The sequence below is a fragment of the Nitrosomonas sp. Nm51 genome, from assembly GCF_900111165.1.
Classification (GTDB): Bacteria; Pseudomonadota; Gammaproteobacteria; order Burkholderiales; family Nitrosomonadaceae; genus Nitrosomonas.
Genome location: NZ_FOGH01000010.1, coordinates 47,452 through 69,796, shown reverse-complemented (window position 1 = coordinate 69,796; position 22,345 = coordinate 47,452). Strand labels below are relative to the sequence as shown.

Sequence of the window (22,345 nt, the reverse complement as noted above, 5' to 3'; positions counted from 1 at the left end):
ATCGAACATGACCGATACCGTTAAATCAGGACGCTGGATTATTACCGGACAATTTCAGCTCGTCACACCCATGCATATCGGTACCGGGCTGGATGAAGAAATGGACAAGCAATCCGGTGAATCAGTGGACAAAAAACAGAATAACTCCTGGATCCAAGCCATCGCGCTGGACCTGAATAAAAAGCCCTACATCCCCGGTGCCAGTATAAAGGGCGCGTTAAAAGCATTGGCCAGACGCTATTATTGTGCCAGCAATCTCAATATTTTTGGCGATACCATAGACACTAAAGATGGAGATAACAAAAGGAAATCAGTAACCGTTGCCGGGCAGGCCGAATTTCTGAACGCCTGGTATGCCGCAGACCAGGAAGACAAACCATTCGACACCATCACCCGTGTTGCCATCGACCGTGTCACCGGCACTGCCGAGGACAGAAAACTGTTTAACACCCGTCGCGTCAATCCGGGCGTCTGTTTCAATTATAAAATCATCATTCAAAACGCTTGCGAAACGGAAATCCAATACTTGCTTGACCTGCTCCGAAAAGCTGCCAAAGACCCGTCGTTTTCACTCGGTGCGGGCGCCAATCAGTCTCAAGGGAAAGTCAGATGTCTGTCTTCATGCGTGCGCTATTTTGGCAAACAGGAAATGCATGACTGGTTTCGGGCGATTCAAAACGGCAAACAGGAACACTGGCAAATCTTCGCAAAACCCAGCAACATTAAATACGCAGACCTGGAGCGACCCGATATTATCGCCAACTCACTAAATCTGCCCCTGACACTCGATTTTCACACGCCGTTTCTTGTTAAAGCAAGCAAAAAAAAAGACGAAGCAAAAAACGAAGCCGACGCAAAACCGCGCACCAATCATCAGGGTCAGGTTATTTTACCCGCCAGCAGTTTGCGCGGGCGGCTGCGCGCGCAGGCGGAAAAGATTTTGCGCACGATGGGTCAGGATATACCGCAAGGCCATGCAGCCCCGGCTTATGACGGCATTGCACACCGCGACCTGATCAGCCTGTTATTCGGCACAGCGGGGTGGAAAGGAATCGTTTGCGCCTCGGATTTAATTCATAGTATCCCTGAATACGCGCTTCAATTTAACGGCGTGCGGGAAACAATCAGCGATTTAAGCGATACAGTCAAGTCATGCATTATCGTCGACCTGGTTAAGACGAGCACAGCAGCGGAAAAAACTGAAGAGCAGTTGCATATCCGCATTGTCGATTCAGCGGGCAGCCTGATCGTCCATAAATCGGAAAACAGTAGCTGGGCGAACGATACTTTCAGAGATGCATCGGTCAAAGACAACTTCAAGGCAAGGCTAAAAGAAATTGCCGACCCGCAGGACCTGAGCGACGCACTTCGGGCAGACATCAAAAAACGCGCCTTTCAGCTCGCCACCCTAACCCGCCACGAAATGGTCGCCATCGACCGTTTCACCGGCGGCGGCAAGGAAGGCGCAAAATTCAACGTCGATTACATAGAGTGTCCCACGCTGACAGGCGCAATTTATCTGGATCTCCACCGGCTGAAACAGGCACAGCTGAAAAACGACGAAGATGCATTGAAACCGGCGCTGGGCCTCATCAGCCTGCTGTTGCGCGATCTGGCTGAAGGCGATATTGCGTTCGGATTCGGCGCGAACAAGGGGTATGGGCAATGCCGGGAACATGCGGTTTTGGACAATTGGGAAGAACGGCTAAAAAAAATAGGAGCAGGCTTGACCATTGACGGTGCACTGCAAGCGCTGCGTGACACGGTAGCACTTGAACCGCCTGCAGAATTTCCACCTGAAATTGAAAAAACAACGGACGATAACCAACCGGAGGCGCCTGATTTCAATTTAAAACCCGCGTCGAACGGCTTCCACAATCCCTACCATTTCATTCCGCTGAACAATCCTAAAATCGGCGACTGGCCCGAAGCAAAAGCGGAAACATTAAAAGCAAACAGGGAAGGTCACGACCAATACCATACCGGCAAATTCTCCGGGCGCATCGTGTGCAGTCTGACCACCCAAACCCCGCTGTTTATCGGTGCGGAAACAAAACCTTCAACCAGCGACCGGGAACCGTCGGAAGCCAGGCCGTTTAAACTCAATGGAAAACATGCCATCCCCGCCACCAGCCTGCGCGGCATGCTGTCCAGTCTGTTTGAGAGTGTCAGTAATTCAAATTTTCGGGTGTTGCATCCTGAACACTATTCGGTACGGAAATCGTTAGACGATTATGTCGCTTTATCGGCTATGGGACGTATCGTAGATGATCAAGGCGAATTAAAACTTCAACCATTAACTTTGCCGACTTTATTTGGTAACAGAAACAATGTTCCAGCTAAATGGGAAAAGATTTTTGGCACACCATCTGAAGATGATTTTTTGAGAATATATTTCGATGATATCCCATCAAAATTCAGCAGTAACAAGCGATATTTTTATAATTGCAAAGCAACCGAATTAAAGGATTTCATTAAATCAGACAAATACTTTATCGGAAAAAGAACCCCAACTGTTTTCCCAAAAAGTAGTACTGAAAAATCACACTTGGAATCTCTAGAATTCATAGATGTAGAAAAATTTAAGAAAGCTGTAGAAAATTTAGAAATAACGCCTGGCAATAATCCATATATTCACGGCTGGGTTCGTAACTTGAAAGACGAGTTCCGAGAAGACATTCCTGACAATGTAAAACACCATGTTTTCCTGCCTGACACTACAAAAAGAGTCAGCCCGCTTGAGATTCCACCCCACGTTAAAAAACGCTTTCATGAATTGGCTGATTTAGCACTCGCAGGATTGCATTTAAAACAAGGGGAAACCATAGCGTCACCTTATAAAATTCTGCCTTATACACCAATCGGCAGAAATAAATTGGAAAATCACATTCATAGGGTGCCAAATGATCTGACATGTTATATGACCCGTTTGAAAAAGGGAGACTTGGTATTCTTCGATGTCGACAATGATGGACAAATCACCGAAATCAGTTTTTCATCGATCTGGCGAGCCGGTATCGGCACAAAAAACAAACTCCAGACTACTGCCGACTTACTCTCCCAGCGTGACCCCAATCTTGTGCAACTGGGCATGGGCGTGCGAACGAAGAATACCGATCGATTTAAACTCTCGCCCGCCGAACGATTATTCGGCGTGGTGGAACACCGGGACGACGACAATACGACTGTGGAAAATGTCAACCAGCCGAACGATAAAGCACAGGCATTCGCCTTCGCCGGCAAAGTTCGTATCGGTTTTGGACTGCCCGATAAAAAAACAACCGTCAATGGAGTCTCCCCTGTTACCCTAAAAGAACTGTCGTCTCCTAAACCGCCGTCACCCGCATTCTATTTAAAACGAAAGAATAATGACGATTTTGTGAGCAAAAAGGTTGCAGCCGAATGTTCGGAAACAATGACTTTACGCGGGCGCAAATGTTATCTACACGCCTGGCGCGAACAAAACGGAAACGTAATGAAGCTTGACGCCATCGGCGTAAATTCTGGCGGAAGTACCTGCAAGCCTCCTTGGAAAACGCATAAGCCGGCAGCCAACGATCAGAAAGAATTTGAGGAAGATAAAAACAAATTTATCACCAGCCGCCAAGTCAAAATTGCGCCGATCAGCGAGAATACACCTTTCTATTTCGAAATCGACTTCAACAATCTCGATGCAACAGAACTTGCGCAACTCTGCGCTACGCTGCAACCCGCGCCAAAATTCGAACACCGGCTCGGCATGGGTAAGCCATTGGGATTAGGTTCGGTCAAAATCGAACCGGTCGGCCTCTTTCTCATCAACCGCCATCAGCGTTATACCACCGACAGCACGAATTGCGACCGCTATCACTATGCCTGGCTGAAAGGTGAACATGCCGCCTGGGACTGGCCCGAATATTTCAGACAGAATGTCGTAACCGCTGATTGTACGCAGACATTCAACGACACATTCGACAAACTGGTACAAAACGGCTTGGCAGGGACTGACGCAGACATCAAACACGCATTACAATTGTTGGGCGACCCGCAATACATCGGCGTTCCGGTGCATTATCCCATTGCCGGAAACAGTACACTGGAAAACAAGCATTTCGAATGGTTTGGCAATAATGACAAAGCGAGCGTGCTGAGACAGAAGGCGCAGGCGAATTCAAAAAACCATCATTATCAGCCTAAACAACAGGCAACGCCTGAAGAACCGCAGTATTTACATACCATTACCAAAGATAGCAAACAGATATCTTTACTCAAAAAAAATAAAATTGAAGACATTGAAAACCGTGATCAACAGAAACATCGATACTCAAATCATAGAAGGTGATATTATTTCTTGAAATAATGGTGACATGCAAAAACAGGATCATTCATTCAGCGCCTCAGCCGCACTTACTTGCAATTCAACACATAACTTACTGAATAATTGAAAAAACATTATAAAAATGCGGCGCACGCGCAAAAATATGAAAAATCACAAAACAGCCTGCCTGGTTTTTAATCAGCCATTTAGAAAAGTAAACTTACAATCAGAAGGATAGCAATGATACTTCGTCCATTTTCAAGCCCAAACCGCGCCGCACTAGTATTCATGCGGGTTCTGGGCTAAAATGGGCATACTTTCCAGCTTGTGGGAAAAGAAAATGCCGAGACCGCCGATTTTGCCTCTGTATGCCCCATGGATAAAGGGCTGTGGAAGGGTCGGTTGGGAAGTTGGGCCGAAGTCAGGCCCGTTAAGACTGCGCTCGAATATGTAACTCATACTCTATGGGTTGGGAAGTTGGGCCGAAGTCAGGCCCGTTAAGACAAACTTATAAATATTCACAAGGAACTCGACAAGTTGGGAAGTTGGGCCGAAGTCAGGCCCGTTAAGACAGATCCTATCGACACACGGATACGGCTTGTTGTTGGAAAGTTGGGCCGAAGTCAGGCCCGTTTTTAGCAGGATGGGTCAGTAAAACCTCATCCATCGTTTTCCCGTTGATAATCTTTTTTCGGCGGACAGCACAATACTGTCCACTCACCTTGCAAGTCTGTTAAAGTGTCGCCCTGTTAGTTGACCGATGCCGCGATGAACGCACCGCACTCCGAAAAACCGGCGGATAACGCTACGCTGATCCGCCCTACACCCCACTACCGGTTTTTTCTCGGCGGATATGACCTGGAAATGCGTACCGTCCGTGCACTGATCGAGAAGCATTCCAATGCAATCATCCATGACAAACAATTGCACTGGGGAGCGCGTGCATCCGACTACCGGCATGAAATCAATGCGGCACTGGCTGCCGGCGCCACGCCGGTGCTGATCGAACTCAAACAGGATCTGGATTTACCGGAAAACAGGATTTGCATCATCGACCATCATGGCCCCTCTGCCGGGCATGACAAGCCAACCTGCCTCGAGCAGGTTTTTACGTTGCTCAAATTACCGGATCATTTGTGGACACGCCATCTGGCGCTGGTTGCCGCCAACGATCGCGGCTATATTCCGGCAATGCAGCAAGAACTTGACGCCACGCCGGAAGAAATCCGGTCTATCCGGCAACAGGATCGACAGGCGCAGGGCATTACCGCAGAAGAAGAACAGGCAGCCGTCGAAGCGCTGAGCAAACTGGAATATGCATGCGGCGGCAGGCTGGCTGTCGCCCGCTTGCCGCACAGCAAAACTGCAGCGCTCGTCGACCGCCTGCAACCGGAAGCCGGTGGCCCGGGTATTCGGAATATTCTGATCATCTCACCCGATGAGGTGAATTTCTTTGGCGAGGGTAAAGCCGTACTGTCGCTCGCAGAACATTATCCGCAAGGCTGGTATGGCGGCGATTTACCGGTTAAGGGTTTTTGGGGGATGACGTATGAGGAATTGCCGGCCAAGTCACTTGTTTTTTTTCTGCAAAGTATTCTCTAAAATATTCAAAGGCATCCGGAGGAATACTTGCAAATGTTGCTATAACGCCTATAAAAGCAAGAATCGCTCCAATTATCGTCAGAAAATGAACACTATTATTGAGTTTCGACTCTTCTTCAAACTGAAAATATTCATGCGAGCTTTTGATTTCTTCCTCGACTTCCCTGAACAGTTCCTGCACGTCCATGCGCTGGCGTATCAGCGCATACATTTCAATCGCCTGCTGCTGATTCGAAATCAACGGGAATTGATACAGATTGGTAAAGATGGCGAATTCCCGGCGTAAGCTCTTGAATTCCGCCCTATGCGCTTTCTTATAGTCCGTTGTATCACGCATATCCGCCGACAGGCGCGTCAATTCCCGGCTGAAGCGGAACAGTGTAATGCGCAGATAGAGCAGCAATAATGTCATATCCAGGTATTGATTATGAAAATGATGCACAATGGGCGGTTCCCCGCATGGCCCGGTCAACATTACCCCGGCATGATAATTGAATCCGTATAACGTACCGAAGTGCGCCCAGCGGTCGTAATACCGTTTTTTTACCCATTTCTTTTCAAACGGTGTTGCGCTATTGATCGCGTCAAGTTCGCGGGGCTCGTCGACATTGAGGAACTTGATCCACCCACCGAGCTGCCCGGGCGTTCCATTTCCGGCATGCCCCATTTTTTTCAGCGCATTCGCGCCGTTTTCAACGACCGCGCAACTCCAGACAAACGCGCGGTTATCGGCGTAGCAAATCCAGCCCGCGTTATCCATCGATGCGTTGCGATGTTTTGTAGCGGCCCGGTTCTGTGTGGCTATTTCACTTTGCCACCAGGCTTCGGCGCCCGCATTCCAGTTATCCGGAAACAATGAATACATTTGCCGGTCTCCGCAAATCTGAAACGGAATGCGCAGCAAATCGGACCAGCGCCGTAGATATAAATCCTCAGACCGCCAGCCAAAACTGTTTTCAAACATGAGTCTCATTTTCCCGTCATGTTTGTCGAACGGCATCCGCCAGTAACGGAACAGCTCGTTTAAAAACAATACATCACGGTAATTCGGTTGATTGTCATTTGTCTCAAAACTGACTTTGATAATCAAAAAACCGATATCGAACAAATCCTGATCTCGTTGTTTATCCTGAGCAGTGTTTTTCGGTTCTGCTTTTTTGACGTCATTCCACTCGAACAGGATCAAGCGTGGCGGATGGAACTTGATGGCAATACGCGACGATTGCGCGCAGTAAAACCGAAAAACCTTTTCGGCATTTGCTGCCGAACCCCAATTGAAGGTACGCCAGTCACAGTCGGGCAGTTCGAACCACCTCGCATGGTCGTACAACACCCGCGCCGTCTCGCCGGTAAAATAACGCATCCGGTTGACCCATTTCGGCGTGCGTTTGTCGACCTCTTTGAAGCATGCTCTGTTTTTACCCAGTATCTCCGCAGCCGGGCCTGAAAACTTTAACGTCGGCTGGTATCGAAACGGCAACACAAAACAGGTAAACGACGCACCGCCTTCCTTTCCAAGCGGGTCTCCGGTAATGATCGGAATATCCTCTGCCATGCCAGCAAGTCCTTGTGAGCGTTTGTATTGATTTTATGCGTTATGTTAACACGGCACATGGCCCGCAACCGGCGAAACCCGGACTCTTAAGTCGGGAAACTGGGCAAATGTAGACCCATTTTTTCAAAACAATGCAATGCAACGCCATCTGCCGGCTGCGATCGAATTGGCGCAACCAATATACGTGTTTCATGAAGATAACACACTGCGCATTCTTCTTCCTGGACCTGGATACGGCGGACGGCGCGGCGTTTGTTCGTCAGCACGGCAACGGCCAACCGTTTAATGGCTGTTTGATTAAAAGAACTTGATTTTTATATACCTGACATATACAGTGATGTATATGAAACACACGTCGATGATTCGAACCCAGGTTTATCTTTCCAGGGAGCAGGAGCAGGCGCTCAAGTCCATGGCTCTGGTATCCGGTACGCGCCAGAGTGAATTGATCCGCATGGCGGTTGATTTGTTGCTGTCGGAAAAAAATGTTTTACACGGACAGTGGAAACATGCGCTGCGTGATATAAAAGGCATCTGGGCGAATGACAAAAACGCAATGCAGCACATGCAAACCCTGCGGGAAGAATTTGATCGCTGAAAATGACGCAATATCTTCTGGATACCTGTATTCTGATTGATTATTTCCGCGGCAATAAACAAGCAGCACAGTTTCTTGAAAACCTGGAGGAACCACCTTTTCTTTCCGCGCTGACCGTTGCCGAACTTTATGCAGGTGTTCGGAATGGCAAAGAGCGTACACTTTTAGACAATCTGGTGCGGCTCTTCCCTGTTATTCCTCTGAATGACGAGATGGCTGTCAAAGGCGGCCTGTACAGACGCCAATATGGCAAAAGCCACGGCGTTGGCATTGTCGATACTTTGCTCGCTGCAACCGCAGAACAAAAAAATCTTATTCTCGCCACTTGCAATGTAAAACATTTCCCCATGATTGAAAATGTACATTGCCCTTATTGAGCCAGCCTGAATATTGTACGATCACGATCAATGCAAGATAGGGCAAGTTAAAAACCGGCAAGTGGATCCGTGGGTACAAACTGTACTTTCGTTAGAATCCATAAAAACCAACAGGCATGATAATGACAGGCCAAAATCAAGGGAGTGTCGTTATGTGTTATGTGCACTTAAGCGTTATGGGTGACGATCATCGCCACCCATGCATTGGTTTAGGCCGCGCGTGTTTCAACGACTGGAAAATCGATTTCAGTACCCAGAACTTCGTTGATATAGTTGGTCAGGGTATTGAGTGCGACATTACCGATGATTTCGACGATTTCAGCATCGCTGTAGCCTGCATCACGGACTGCCTGCAAGTCGCCGTCAGAAACAGCGCCGCGGTTTCCGGCGATCTTGACGGCGAATTCTACCGCGGCGGCAGCTTTTGCATTGCTGGACGTGCCCCGGCGGGCTGCCTCGATCTCTGCCCTGTTCAGTCTGGCGAGATTGGCGCCAAGGTAACTGTGGGCGGCTAAACAATAATTACAACCATTGATCTGGGCAACAGCAAGCGCAATGCGCTCGCGAGTTTGCGCAGAAAGCGCGCCTTTTCCAAGCGCGCCATTCAGGCCAAGATAGCCTTCAAGGGTCTGGGGACTGTTGGCAACGATACGGAACAGATTGGGAACACTTCCCAGCTGCTTGTTCACTGCCTCAAGTGCGTCTTTGGATGCTTGCGGCGCGTCGTTGATCGATGCGGGTGTATGTATGCGTGACATAACTGTTCTCCTTGTCAATGAGTGAATGGAGTAATGACTATACAGTTATTCAATACTGAAATAATTAGTTAAAATAACAATTAACTATTTCAAGATACGCAATAATGGTCTCATAATAAGGGCGAGCATTCAATGGATAAGCTGGAAACAATACGTGTGTTTGTCGAGGCGGCGGTCAACCGGAGTTTCGTGGCGGCAAGTCGGAATCTCGATATGTCAGCGCCTGCGGTGACACGCGCCATTGCCCGGTGGAAGCATCCCTGGGCGTAAAACTGTTCAACAGATCAACGCGGCATGTACGCCTGACCGATTCCGGCGAACGGTTTTTAACCGATATGAAGCAACTCCTCGAAGATCTCGAACTTGCGCAAGCGGCGGCGTCCGGGAGTTATCTAAACCCCAAGGGAACCTTATCCATTACCGCGCCGGTATTGTTCGGTCAGAAATATATCATTCCCATTGTCGCCGAGTATCTGGAACTGTACCCGGATGTTTCGGTGAAAACCGTATTTTACGACCGCATCTGCAATTTGCTGGAAGAAGGTCTGGAGATCGCGATCCGTATTGGCCATCTGCAAGACTCCAGCCTCTACGCGACGCATGTAGGGGATGTCAGCCGTGTCGTCTGCGGGTCTCCCGGCTATTTTGCAAAATACGGCATACCGAAGCATCCCGCCGATTTAACCCGCCACAAAATCATTATGGCCTCCACAGTTGAGCCGTCTACGTCGTGGAGGTTCGTGGCTTCCGGCACAAAAGAAACCGTCAGGGTCGCGCCGCACCTTGACTGCAACCATAACGACGCCGCGCTGAATGCCGCTATCCTGGGATGCGGCGTCACGCGCCTGATGTCCTATCAGGTTGGGGAGGATATCCAGGAAGGGCGGCTGCAGAAAGTCCTCGACGCGTACGAAACAGACCCGCTCCCGATTCATATTGTTCACCTCGAAGGCCGCCGCACCACCGCAAAAATTCGCTCCTTCATTGACCTGTCCGTCGAGCGGTTAAGAGCCAATCCTTTTATTAACCCGGCAACAGGATAGTTCAAATTGATGCGGTCGCTTTCTGGTTAAAGTTCGAGTGGAAATCACTGATGCGCAGGGCCAACATGCAGCCGATCAATGCTATCATGTCAGACAAATTACCATCGGCCATTGAAACGCTGCATGAGCAAATCATCAGTCCAGTCAACATCGCAACCGGCGGCGCAGTTGATTGAACTGCTGTCGCAGTACCCCGATATCAGGCTGGCGATATTGTTCGGTTCCCAGGCGGATTTAAAACGGCAAACGCACTTCGCAAGCGATATCGATCTGGCAATACTGGCCGGCGCGCCACTAAACAGCGATTTTAAAATGCAATTGGTTGAAACAATCAGTACTCGATTGGGTTATCCCGTGGATATTGTTGACGTTTATGAAGCACCCGAGCCGATACTGGGCGAGGTTTTTAAAGGACAGCGGCTCATCGGTGACGATGCGACTTATGCGCAGCTATTAACCCGTCATTTGTTGAATGTTGCCGATTTCGTCCCGCTGCAGCAAAGAATACTCAAGGAACGGCGCGGGCGATGGATAAAACCGTAATCATCGAAAAACTGGAGTCCCTGCGGCGATGCATCAATATACGGCGATCAACTGGGAGATTGTTTATGCGGTTTGCGGACAATCTGTTCATGATTTCCGGCAGTTTGCACAGGAAATCAGCCGGTATGCGGATTTGTGAGATGCGTTGTTACAAGCGGAATTAAACCGATATCTAGGAGCCGCGAATAAATAACTGTAACACTTATTTATTCGCGGCTCCTTAGCTATTTTCTGACTTTCTCCCACAACCTCTCCAGCCGTTTCACCGAGACCGGCTTCGGCGTTTTCAGTTCCTGCGCGAACAGCGACACGCGCAGTTCCTCAAGTTGCCAGCGGAATTCGGTCAGGTTCGGATCGTCGATATTTAATCGCTGGTGTTTTTCACGGTACTGTTCATAACGCGACCAGAGCGCCTTGATTTCCGCCGCATGCTGTTCGTCGCGCGGCAGGTTGCCGGACGATTTTTCCAGGCGTACGCACATGGCTTTAAGATAGCGCGGAAAATGTTTCAGCCGTTCCCATGGCGTTCCGCCGATAAATCCAGGATACATCAGGTGGTTGAGCTGTTCGTCGAGCTCGGTTTTGATTCGGGGGCTGATCCGTTTTATCGATGACCGGCATTGCATCAACGCATGATAGGCTTCGGCGATCTCACTTAACACCCGGGTATAATTTTCGATGACCCGCGGCAAGCGCTTTTTAGCTATGGGGATTTGCTCATTAAACGCCTGCTGCGTTCTAGGCAGCGGTTCCTCACCGGCAAAAGCCCGGTCGGTAATTGTGTCGAGCAGATCCTGTTTCAATTCGCCCGGATTGATGCAGGTAGTCAATTGCAGCGCGGCCTGGCGAAAGCCGGGCATGCTTTTGTCGAGCTGTTTCATGCGTTCCCGGAATGCCAGCCGCATCAGGCAGCAGATGCCTTTGCGCATGGCCTGATCGGCTGCAGCGCGGGTGTCGAACAGGCGGATCGCCGCATGGTCCTTTTCGTCGACCAGCGCCGGATAACCAGTCAGTTTGCGCCCGTTACGTGTGAATGTGATTTCCTCGGGCAGGCCATCGAAATCCCAGCATTTGATATCGTCACGCTCGATATCGGTTTTTTCATCATCAAGACTCAACTGGCGAAACGTGGATTGCGCAGCGCCGCTGAATTGTTCCTGTAATGCTTCCAGGTCACGACCCATGGCAAGTTCTTCTCCGGCTTCATCGATGATTTTGAAATTCATCAGCAAGTGCGATGGCATGGCTTTATCTTCCCAGGTATCGACGGGAATGGTCAGTGTCGTTTTACGCAGGATAAACTTTGTCAGCGCGTCGCGGAGCGACGCACCCTGCGCGGATACAGACTGCCATTGCAGAAATTCCGTTACTGATTCGGGGATCGGCACCAGCAGGCGGCGTATCTGCTTGGGCAGCGCTTTCAGGTACCAGGTAACTTTTTCGCGGATCAGTCCGGGCACCAGATAATCAAATTGCTCGGCATCGAGCCGGTTGAGCACCGGCAGAGGAATGGGGGCGGTGACGCCGTCGAGCACGTGTCCCGGGTCAAAGCGGTAGCTGAGCGCAAGGCCGATGCCGCCGGATAATGCAAGCCGTTCCGGGAATTGCACTTCGACCGCATCACCCGAATGACGGGTCAGCAGCTCGCGGTCCAGATACAGCAGTGTAGAATTTTCCCGCTCGGCCTGCTTGCGCCAGTGCTCAAAACCGGCGCCGTTATAAATGCGCTGCGGTATGCGTGTATCGTAAAACGCAAAAATTGTTTCATCGTCCACCAGCACATCCTGCCGGCGCGTTTTATGTTCCAGCTCCTCAATCTCTTTGACAAGCCGCCGGTTATGCGCAAAAAACGGCGCCCTGGTGTGATATTCGCCGGCAATCAGCGCGCCGCGAATAAACAGCCCGCGTGATTCCTCAGGATTGATCCGGCCATAATGCACCGGCCTTTTGGTTACGACTGGAAGCCCGTACAGGGTAACGCGTTCATAGGCGATCACTTCGGCACGTTTTTTTTGCCAGTGCGGGTCGAAATAATCGTGCCTGCAGAGATTGCCTGCTATTTTTTCGATCCATCCCGGATCGATGCGCGCAGCGCAACGTCCGTACAGTCTGCTGGTTTCAACCAGTTCGGCGCAAACCACCCATTTTGCCTTGGCCTTGCCTTTTTTCAGCGCGGAACCGGGAAAGATTGAAAACCTGATGCCGCGCGCACCAAGATATTCACCTTCCTTTTCAGTTTTGAAACCGATATTGCCAAGCAATCCCGCGAGCAGGGCGCGGTGTATTTCATCGTAAGTCGCCGGTATTTCGTTCGGCCTGAAACCGAATTCTTTCACCAGAACGTTAAGCTGGTTATGGATTTCCCGCCATTCGCGCAGACGGCGGCAGGACAGAAAATGGGCCTGGCACTGCGCAACAAGTTTGCGGTTGGATTTCTTGTGTTTGAGCAGCTTGTCGAAAAATTCCCACAGCTTCAGATAACTCATAAAATCGGAGCGCTCGTCAAGAAACCGGCGGTGCGCCTGATCGGCTGCGTCCTGGTGTTCGAACGGACGATCGCGCGGGTCCTGCAGACTGAGCGCTGATGCGATGATAAGCACTTCATGCAGACAGTTTTCGTGTTTGGCCGCAAGTACCATGCGTGCGATGCGGGGATCGATCGGGAATTTTGCGAGTTGCCAGCCCAGCCGGGTCAAACGTTTGTTTTCGTCAACGCCACCGACTTCTGCCAGTAACTGATAACCATCCGCTATCATGCGCGCAGACGGCGCTTCCAGAAATGGAAAATTCTCCACGTCACCGATCTTGAGCGACTTCATGCGTAAAATTACCGACGCCAGTGACGAGCGCAGGATTTCCGGCTCGGTGAATTCCGGCCTGGCCTGATAGTCATCTTCCGAATACAGCCGGTAACAGATACCGCTTGCTATACGTCCGCAACGCCCCGCGCGCTGATCGGCTGAAGCGCGTGAAATCTTTTCCGTCTGTAACTGCTCAACTTTGTTACGGTAACTGTAGCGGTTAATGCGCGCCCAGCCGGTGTCGACTACATAACGGATGCCGGGCACGGTCAACGATGTCTCGGCCACATTGGTTGCCAGAACAATGCGCCGCACCTGGCCGAGCCTGAATACGCGCTCCTGTTCGCTGTATGACAGACGCGCAAACAACGGCAAAATTTCCACGTTAGGAACGCCGGACGGCTTGCGGTCGAAATGATGTTTGCGCAGCAATTCGGCTGTTTCACGGATTTCGCGTTCGCCCGGCAAAAAAACCAGAATGTCGCCCGATGAGCTTGATTGCATGATTTCATCGACAGCGCTGAGTATCTTTTGCTGCATATCGATATCTTCATCATCAGGCATGATCGGCCGATAGCGGATGTCAACCGGATAGGCGCGCCCGGATACTTCAATCACCGGCGCATGGTCAAAGTGCCTGGAAAACCGTTCAGCATCGATGGTGGCGGATGTCACAATCAGTTTGAGATCAGACCGTGAAGGCAATAAACGCGTGATATAACCCAGCAGAAAATCGATATTCAGACTGCGTTCATGCGCTTCATCGATGATGAGGGTATCGTATGCCAGCAGCTTCGGATCGCTTTGCGTTTCCGCAAGCAGAATACCGTCAGTCATGAGTTTGATATAACTGTCAGCGCCGATCTTGTCCGAGAACCGGACTTTATAGCCGACAGCCTTTCCCAGCGGTGAATCCAGTTCTGTGGCAATACGCGCGGCCACAGACCGTGCCGCAATGCGCCGCGGTTGCGTGTGGCCGATTATACCTCCGACACCACGTTCAAGCTCCAGACAGATTTTGGGCAACTGCGTGGTTTTACCCGATCCTGTTTCGCCGCAGACAATGACAACCTGATTTTCAGCAATCGCCTGTTTGATGGCTTCGCGCTTGGCAACAACGGGAAGATTCTCCGGATAGATGGGCTGAGGCAACCGTGCGAGGCGGTTTGCTAATTGATCCGGCAAATCATGCTCCATAAACCGACCGGCGCCCTACGCGTTCATCCACACCTGAAAAATATCCGATGATAACCGTGTATCGAACCATCGAATCAGACGCGTATACTGTAGACTGTAATGCATAAAACCCGTCTTTATCGACACACACTGCCGGACAAACGGAAAAGTAGCCATATCCGTCACAGTTAGCCGCTCACCCGTCGAATAGCGGCGAAAAGTAAAAGGCAATGGTTTCATTGTGTCAACTTGCCAGTTAAGCTGTAGTGCGGTTTTGCGTTCGGTGTTTTTTGATCAGATCATACGCTGTCTGAATTTCCTTGGCCTGCTCGGTAGCGACCGAAATCATTTCTTCGGGCAACCCCTGCCCCGTCAATTTATCCGGATGATACTGGCTCATCAGCTTGCGGTAGGCGCGCTTGATTTCCTGGTCCGAACTGTGCCGGTTCACGCCCAGCGCTTTATACGCATCCTCCAGTGCACCGGCAGAAGATGCCGCCTGCCCGCCGGCAAAGCGCATCTGGTTAATCACCATGTCCAGAAGGCGGTCAAACGCCGCTTTGCTGTAACCCAAACGGCCGGCTATATCTTTTAGGAAACGCGATTCCGCCGCATTCAGCTGACCGTCCGAAAGCCCCACACTGATCAAATACACCAACAGCATTTGCCGAAGATTTCTTGAGCTGCCACACACCGCCATGAACTCGGCCAGTTTGGGTTTGATATCAAACATCGGCAGGGCGCCGCGTTTAAACAATTCAATCGCCCTGATCCGGTGTTCAGACGTCATACCCAGTTGCCGCATGAACTGCTCGACGTGCGCGACCTCATTTTCGGAAATACGGCCATCGACCTTGGCCAGTTTCCCCATCAAAATAAATACGGTTTCCAGAAACACAGACTGACGCCGGGCAGCCGTAAAGATATTCATACCGCCCGTCCCAGTCGATTTGAACCGGTCGATAATGCTGCCTACTATAAAACCGAGAATACTGCCCAGAAAACCCAGGACCAGGAACCCCGCTACAACCCCCAGAATCTTAAACAAAACGGTTCTTCATCTTTGTATTATTATACTGCCTGGTGATTGCGTGGTCCGTTACCCGATCTTTTTGAAAGGTCAGTCACATACCAGTCCATTGCCGATTGCAGCCCTTCCTGAATTACGTGTGTTGGCTTAAAACCCAGTAAATTTCTTGCTTTGGTAATATCCGCCTGTGAATGGCGCACATCACCGGCACGAAAATCGGCATATTCAGGCTTAAACGTTTTTAAATGCGGGAATTTATCCACGAGCAAAGCATGCATCATGGCAAAAAGCTGATTCAGGCTCGTCCGTTCATTGACGGCAACATTATACACCTGATTGATGGCGTCCTCATTTGAGGTAAGCGCGGACAGCACATTGGCCTGTACCACATTGTCGATGTAACAAAAATCTCTGCTGGTCTCGCCATCACCATTGATGTAGAGCGGCTTGTTCCTGATTAATGCCGACACCCATAACGGTATGACGGCGGCATAGGCGCCGTTGGGATCCTGCCGGGGCCCGAACACATTAAAATAGCGCAGCCCGATGGATGCAGCGCCGTAGCAGCGCGCAAAAACATCAGCGTATAGTTCGTTGACGTACTTGGTTACCGCATAAGGTGAAAGCGGCTGGCCGATAACGGACTCCACTTTGGGCAAGCCGGGATGATCGCCGTAAGTTGAGCTCGATGCCGCGTAAACAAAACGCTTGACACGGGCATCACGTGCGGCAACCAGCATGTTCAGAAAGCCGGACACGTTGTTTTCATTGGTGAGAATCGGGTCATTAATAGAGCGCGGCACCGAACCCAAAGCCGCCTGATGCAATACGAAATCCACATTTTCACAAGCGGCATTGCATGTCTCGAGATTACGGATATCGCCCTGGATAAATCTGAAATGACCCCAGGTATCGTTTCCTACAATATCCTTGACCTGATCAAGATTATGCTGGTAACCGGTTGAAAAATTATCCAGTCCGATTACATGCTGATTCAATTTTAACAAAGCCTCCAGCAAATTGGAGCCAATAAAACCGGCGACACCTGTAATCAGCCAGCAATACCGGTTTTCGGACAAATGCCGTTGTATATCCTGATAACGCGTCATTTCAGTGGTTCCTCGCAAAACCGGATTAAAGCCGCCAGACGTGAAATCCAGCAGCCTGCAGCGCAGACTGGCTGAATTTTGATTTCACATCGATAAAACAGCCGTTCTCTGAGATTTTAGCCTGTATATCAGGAATCGTTTTCGTTAAAAATTCGACATGGGAAACGGCAACAATCATGGCCTCGGCACGCGGCAGATCCTCCCATGTTTCAAGTGTGACGCCATATTCATCCAGCGCCTCTGCCGAATCGGTTACCGGATCGCACACATGAATCTCTACACCATAATCCTGTAGTTCACGAACAATATCGATTACTTTGGAATTTCTCAGATCGGGACAATTCTCCTTAAACGTCAGGCCAAGTACATTGACTTTGGCTCCGCGCACATTAAAACCGGCTTTAATAATCTGTTTAATGGTCTGCTCCGCAACATATTTCGCCATATTGTCATTTATGCGGCGGCCCGCAAGAATCACCTGGGGCATATATCCGATCATCTCGGCTTTGTGTGTTAAATAGTATGGATCAACACCAATACAATGGCCGCCAACCAGGCCGGGGCGGAACGGAAGAAAATTCCATTTTGTTCCCGCCGCCTCCAGGATATCCGATGTGTCGATATCCAGCTTGTCAAAAATCATTGCCAGCTCGTTCATCAGCGCGATATTCAAGTCACGCTGCGTATTTTCAATCACTTTGGCCGCTTCTGCAACTTTGATACTCGCCGCGCGGTATACACCGGCGGTAATAACGCTTTCATATAATTGCGCGATTTTTTCCAGTGAATCTTCATCGTCGCCTGACACGACTTTGACAATCGTAGTCAGCGTGTGTTCTTTATCACCTGGATTGATACGTTCCGGAGAATAGCCGACATGAAAATCCTGTTTCCACTTTAGCCCGGAGAACTTTTCCAGTACAGGAATACATACCTCCTCTGTCGCCCCAGGATAGACCGTTGATTCATAAACGATAATAGCGCCTGCCTTCATGTTTTTACCAACCGTCTCGCTTGCGCCGGTCAACGGTCTGAAATCCGGTTGATGCGCCTGATCAACGGGCGTCGGTACTGCTACGACGATAAAATCCGCCTGCGCCAAATCCGCTGCATCCGTCGTAAAAACAAGCTGTCCAGCCGACTGCAGCTCTTTAGTTGAGACTTCTCCCGTGGGATCAATATGTTGCCGATAATTCTGAATTTTCTCGCCGGCAAGATCAAAACCAATTGTCTGACGTTTTTTGCCGAATTCAACAGCCAGCGGTAAACCCACATAACCTAATCCAACTACTGCAACGATACCCATAAATTTTTCTCCAGTTCAACATGTCTGCAATGCCAAAAAACAATTTATGCACTATAAATGGTTTAATGATTGATAAATACTGTACTATAGCGTCAGATTATTCATTTTTTGAACATGCATCGATGATCAGCGTGCATTAGCTCAAACTAAGCTGTATTTGCTGCTTTTATACGTATAAAAACCCGGGCCTGGGTATGGTATAACTATAAAAGTTAACCAGATAAAAATGCCAATTACGTTCCTAGCCTGCTAAAACATATTGATAAAACAGAGTGTAAGCACGTACCCAATCAAATTTCAGCACATCCGGTGATTTAAAACCGTAAACACGTTGTCAACATTGACGTTATGCTTATCATTCCAGGTATCATGGTTAAATACGCAATTTACGCAAGCCGATACCGACTAAACACAAACGTCAATATTAACAGGCTTTGAACGATTGGTCGTCTTTGGCAATAATTTCAAATTGGAGAATAATCATGCATGATTTCTTTTTTTGTATTCAAAAAAAACACTGGCTCAACAATATTAAATCCGCCCTGGTTTGCGCACTGATTATACTCGGATTGACAGCATGCGGCGAAACCAAGGATGCTGAAACTTTAATTGCTGAAGCTACTGAATACCAGAAAAAAGGTGATGTCAATGCAGCCATCATACAATTCAAGAATGCCATACGGCAGGAACCTAATAACGCAAAAGCACGTTTCTTACTCGGCGCCATCTATCAGCAGCGCAATGATCCGCTATCTGCGGAGAAAGAACTGAGCCGCGCACTCGAACTTGGAATGGATGCGCAACGCGTGCTTCCCGTCTTATACCAAGTATTATTCGATTTGGGAAAATTTCAGCAGTTACTGGACACGATTGAACAAAATCCTCAAGTCAGTTCGCATGAAATACAAATCCTGCACGGGAATACTTTGCTGGCATTAATGCGAAATCAGGAGGCCAAAATCATTTTTGACCGGCTGCTTGCTGAAAATCCAGATTCTCCAGATGCCTTGATCGGATTGGCGCAATACGCGCTCAGCGAGAAAGATCTCGCACTTGCCAGCCAATACGCCGATCAGGCAGTCGAAAAAAACCCGGAAAGTTTAACCGCCTGGAGATTTAAGGCAAACCTGCTGCGCGCACAAAACAAATTTGACGAAGCCCTGAAAGCCTTCGACCAGGTCATTCAATTATCTCCTGACAATGCAACGGCGTATTACGACAAAGCCTCCATTGAAATCGGTCTTGGCCGATTCGACGATGCCGAAAACAGCATAGCGCTTGCGCGCGAAATAGCACCTGACAGTATCTTATTACATCAAACACAGGCATTTCTGGATTTTAATCAGAGAGAGTATGCGAAAGCCTTGAATTCCATTCAAACTGTACTCAGCGCCGCGCCCGAGCATCTCCCAAGTGTATTGCTGGCCGGAGCAATTCAGCTTTCGCTGGGCTCATTTATACAGGCGGAACAATACCTTGAGCAGTATTTAAAAAATATTCCCGGAAATCTTTATGCGCGCAAACTCATGATCGACGCACTACTCAAAAACAATAAAACCCAACAGGCTATCGAGTATCTGGAACCTGCATTACCTGTTGCGCAAGAGGATCCGCAATTGCTTGCGCTAGCAGGTGAAACTTACATGCGTGCAGGAAATTTTACTAAAGCTACGGAATTTTATGAAAAAGCCAATGCGCTCGTACCGGATAACGCAATGCTGCATACCGCACTGGGCATGACCCGGCTGGCGATGGGAGACCGGGAACAAGGCATAGCCGAACTTGAACTGGCCACCGATTTGGATAAAGGTTCTCCGAGAGCCGGTATTTTATTGATTTTGATGCATTTTCGTGCCAACGAATTTGACAAGGCTTTAGCGGAAATAGATGAACTGGTGCAGTCAGATCCACAAAATCCGCTTTATCATAATTTAAAAGGTGTTGCATACATGGGCAAGGAGGATTTTGTCAAGGCCAGCGAGAATTTTAACAAAGCACTCGCGATTCAACCCGATTTTTTCCCGGCAATTTCCAATCTTGCCAGGCTCGATATGCGCGATCAAAAACCGGAAGCAGCTCAAAATAGATTTAAAGCCATACTTAAAAAAGATGATAACAATATTCAAGCCATGAATGCATTGGCGGCTTTAGCGTTATCGCGAGGCGATGTAAAGGAAGCGACACACTGGCTGGAATTGTCCAGCAATAAAAATCCGGACGCTCTTGAGCCTGCGTTGCGTCTGGCTGCACATTATTTAAACCAGGATGAACAGGAAAAAGCCCTGCTGCTTTCCCGCAAACTGTATGGCTCGCGTCCCAACGAACCGCGCGTACTCGAATTATTAGGCCAGGTGCAGCTTGCACAAAAGAACTATACCGCCGCCCTTGATAGCTATGAAAAACTGGCCGCACAATTACCGGATTCCGCTGCCGCTCAGTTTAAGATTGCCGAAATCAATGCAGCCAGGAAAGATTACGCTGCAGCAGAGTCGGCATTGAAAAAAGCATTATTTATCAACCCCGACTATATCCAGGCAAAAGTTGCGCAAGCCAAATTGGCCATGCTTGAAGACAATGATAACAAGGCTATATCGATCGCCCGAAAAATTCAAAAGGAACACGCCGATATCCCAGTCGGTTATGAAATCGAAGGCGATTTGTTGCTGCAACAAAAAAAACCTGAATTGGCATTAGCAGCTTATGAAAAAGCCTTTGCCGCCAAACAGACAAGTCTGTTGGCCATTAAAATTCATACCGCCCTCAACCACGCCGGTAATGAGAAAAAAGCACATGCGCATATATCACAATGGGTATCTGATAACCCGGATGACAATGCGGCACGCTTATACCTTGCCAATGTGTATTTAAACAAAAAGCAATACAATGAGGCGACGAAAGAGTATGAGGCCATCCTGAAAAACAACCCGAGACAGATTACATCGCTAAATAATCTGGCATGGTTATATCATCAGAGCAACGATCCGCGGGCTCTGGACATTGCACAAAAAGCATATGAAATGGCGCCAGAATCACCGGCTATAGCCGACACATTTGGTTGGATTCTCGCGCAAAAAGGAGAACTGGAACGCGCACTTGAACTGCTGGAAAACGCCGCATCCAAGCAACCCGACAATGCGACGATTCAATATCACTATGCGCATACACTGGTAAAGGCAGGCAATCAAAACGAGGCACGACAAATTCTGAATGAAATAACGTCATCAGATGCCGCGTTTCCTGAAATCAGCGAAGCCAGAGAATTGCTGGAACAGATCAAATAAGTTCCTGTATAAAAAAGCATATCGAGAACCGATGCAAATGAATACGCACCCTCGCTTCTGCTCAGAGCCGGATTGCCTGATTCTGCTTTATCAGGGGGTGCGTCATGCGGCTTTACCAACTCTCAGGTATTCTCGGCCCATTGCTCCGGCGTAAATGTTTTCATTGACAATGCATGAATTTCCTGTTTCATTTTATCGCCAAGTGCTTGATAAACAAGCTGGTGCTGCTGAATCGTTCGCTTTCCCTTGAATTCCGAACTGACAACGACCGCCTGAAAATGATGACCATCGTCACCCTCAACGCGCACTAATTCGCAAGGCAGCGAGGCTTCAATATGATTTTTAATATTTTCTGCTGTAATCATTTTTTTCTCTTCCAAAGTTTATATCGTAATGGATAAACCGGTTTTTATCATGCGTATTTCTCTGTTGTTTCCAATTGGGCTTAGCCAGCAATACTGCAATACTGCATACAGTTAAGAAAACGCTTCACAGACCAAAAGGCTTGAAAATATCTGATTTACGCCAATATTGGATGTTGAGGATGATCAAAAAATAGTTGCGTTTTTCCGTATTAATTTTTTTCATGCGAAAAATTCGATTTCTATAGTATGACAATCACCGGTAAAATTTCATATTCAAGCTAATTAGCATACTATGTGCATTACTGGCAAATATTTTACGCAAAAAGCTGTCGGTATAGATTAGAGGGTGCCGTCATGTGTTATGTGCAATTCTGTTTGTTTTTCGGACAAAAGGATCAGGTTTTTGTGCCGCAGGACATGCCGGAGCATATTCAAGGCGCGAAAACGACAATAATTTTGTCCGAAAAACAAACCCGAAGGGCGCGGCAGATTTTTGATGAATGT

Annotated in this window: 17 protein-coding genes and 1 CRISPR repeat array; of the genes, 9 read left to right on the top strand and 8 right to left on the bottom strand. The window is 48.8% G+C overall.

Annotated elements, in window-relative coordinates; genetic code table 11:
- Positions 1-7: 7 nt before the first annotated feature.
- Together BMY60_RS05730 and BMY60_RS05725 are read left to right on the top strand one after the other, a co-directional pair.
- The gene (locus BMY60_RS05730) at positions 8-4,321 is read left to right on the top strand and encodes a TIGR03986 family type III CRISPR-associated RAMP protein (RefSeq protein WP_218141636.1); all 4,314 of its coding nucleotides are present in this window, start codon (positions 8-10) and stop codon (positions 4,319-4,321) included.
- Between the two features lie 376 nt (positions 4,322-4,697).
- Positions 4,698-4,936: direct repeats of the CRISPR family, unit length 36 nt; unit sequence GTTGGGAAGTTGGGCCGAAGTCAGGCCCGTTAAGAC.
- A 129-nt stretch (positions 4,937-5,065) separates the two neighbouring features.
- Entirely contained in the window at positions 5,066-5,899 is an 834-nt protein-coding gene (locus BMY60_RS05725; RefSeq protein ID WP_143057367.1) for a hypothetical protein, read from the top strand.
- On the opposite strand, the gene BMY60_RS05720 is transcribed toward BMY60_RS05725, so the two are convergent.
- Positions 5,823-7,454, bottom strand: coding sequence for a hypothetical protein (locus BMY60_RS05720; RefSeq protein ID WP_090332050.1), 1,632 nt, complete (start codon positions 7,452-7,454; stop codon positions 5,823-5,825). The two genes, BMY60_RS05725 and BMY60_RS05720, sit on opposite strands and share 77 nt — an antisense overlap.
- 343 nt (positions 7,455-7,797) lie before the next feature.
- On the opposite strand from BMY60_RS05720, the gene BMY60_RS05710 reads away from it, so the two are divergent.
- Both BMY60_RS05710 and BMY60_RS05705 read left to right on the top strand, forming a co-directional pair.
- On the top strand, positions 7,798-8,052 hold the full coding sequence (locus tag BMY60_RS05710) for a ribbon-helix-helix domain-containing protein (protein ID WP_143057366.1): 255 nt from the start codon (positions 7,798-7,800) through the stop codon (positions 8,050-8,052).
- Between the two features lie 2 nt (positions 8,053-8,054).
- Positions 8,055-8,429, top strand: a complete 375-nt coding sequence (locus BMY60_RS05705) for a type II toxin-antitoxin system VapC family toxin (RefSeq protein WP_090332045.1) — start codon at positions 8,055-8,057, stop codon at positions 8,427-8,429.
- Positions 8,430-8,638: 209 nt separating this feature from the next.
- On the opposite strand, the gene BMY60_RS05700 is transcribed toward BMY60_RS05705, so the two are convergent.
- A complete protein-coding gene (locus tag BMY60_RS05700; protein ID WP_090332044.1) occupies positions 8,639-9,187 on the bottom strand; it encodes a carboxymuconolactone decarboxylase family protein in 549 nt (182 codons plus the stop codon).
- Positions 9,188-9,319: 132 nt separating this feature from the next.
- On the opposite strand from BMY60_RS05700, the gene BMY60_RS15980 reads away from it, so the two are divergent.
- The 4 genes from BMY60_RS15980 to BMY60_RS15975 all read left to right on the top strand — a co-directional run bounded on the left by BMY60_RS15980 (position 9,320) and on the right by BMY60_RS15975 (position 10,912).
- Complete coding sequence (locus BMY60_RS15980; RefSeq protein WP_218141635.1) at positions 9,320-9,457, top strand: helix-turn-helix domain-containing protein; 138 nt, start codon at positions 9,320-9,322, stop codon at positions 9,455-9,457.
- Positions 9,436-10,230, top strand: a complete 795-nt coding sequence (locus tag BMY60_RS05695) for a LysR substrate-binding domain-containing protein (RefSeq protein WP_218141634.1) — start codon at positions 9,436-9,438, stop codon at positions 10,228-10,230. Before BMY60_RS15980 ends, BMY60_RS05695 begins: the two co-directional genes overlap by 22 nt.
- A gap of 123 nt (positions 10,231-10,353) precedes the next feature.
- Complete coding sequence (locus BMY60_RS05690) at positions 10,354-10,773, top strand: type VII toxin-antitoxin system MntA family adenylyltransferase antitoxin (RefSeq protein WP_090332042.1); 420 nt, start codon at positions 10,354-10,356, stop codon at positions 10,771-10,773.
- 28 nt (positions 10,774-10,801) lie between these two features.
- Positions 10,802-10,912, top strand: a complete 111-nt coding sequence (locus tag BMY60_RS15975; RefSeq protein WP_218141633.1) for a DUF86 domain-containing protein — start codon at positions 10,802-10,804, stop codon at positions 10,910-10,912.
- 85 nt (positions 10,913-10,997) lie between these two features.
- Here BMY60_RS15975 and hrpA read toward each other — a convergent pair whose 3' ends face one another.
- The 5 genes from hrpA to BMY60_RS05670 are packed head-to-tail and all read right to left on the bottom strand — an operon-like array spanning position 10,998 to position 18,195.
- Positions 10,998-14,771, bottom strand: coding sequence for an ATP-dependent RNA helicase HrpA (gene hrpA, locus BMY60_RS05685; protein WP_090332041.1), 3,774 nt, complete (start codon positions 14,769-14,771; stop codon positions 10,998-11,000).
- 15 nt (positions 14,772-14,786) lie between these two features.
- On the bottom strand, positions 14,787-14,990 hold the full coding sequence (locus BMY60_RS15240; RefSeq protein ID WP_143057365.1) for a glutathione S-transferase family protein: 204 nt from the start codon (positions 14,988-14,990) through the stop codon (positions 14,787-14,789).
- A gap of 16 nt (positions 14,991-15,006) precedes the next feature.
- A complete protein-coding gene (gene djlA, locus BMY60_RS05680) occupies positions 15,007-15,798 on the bottom strand; it encodes a co-chaperone DjlA (RefSeq protein ID WP_090332039.1) in 792 nt (263 codons plus the stop codon).
- 23 nt (positions 15,799-15,821) lie between these two features.
- On the bottom strand, positions 15,822-16,889 hold the full coding sequence (locus BMY60_RS05675; RefSeq protein WP_090332038.1) for an SDR family oxidoreductase: 1,068 nt from the start codon (positions 16,887-16,889) through the stop codon (positions 15,822-15,824).
- A gap of 25 nt (positions 16,890-16,914) precedes the next feature.
- Positions 16,915-18,195 carry a nucleotide sugar dehydrogenase gene (locus BMY60_RS05670; protein ID WP_090332036.1) on the bottom strand — a complete coding sequence of 427 codons (1,281 nt, stop codon included), beginning with the start codon at positions 18,193-18,195 and terminating at the stop codon, positions 16,915-16,917.
- Positions 18,196-18,677: 482 nt separating this feature from the next.
- On the opposite strand from BMY60_RS05670, the gene prsT reads away from it, so the two are divergent.
- Positions 18,678-21,476, top strand: coding sequence for an XrtA/PEP-CTERM system TPR-repeat protein PrsT (gene prsT, locus BMY60_RS05665; protein WP_090332034.1), 2,799 nt, complete (start codon positions 18,678-18,680; stop codon positions 21,474-21,476).
- A 122-nt stretch (positions 21,477-21,598) separates the two neighbouring features.
- On the opposite strand, the gene BMY60_RS05660 is transcribed toward prsT, so the two are convergent.
- Positions 21,599-21,841, bottom strand: a complete 243-nt coding sequence (locus tag BMY60_RS05660) for a BolA family protein (protein ID WP_090332032.1) — start codon at positions 21,839-21,841, stop codon at positions 21,599-21,601.
- Between the last annotated feature and the right edge of the window lie 504 nt (positions 21,842-22,345).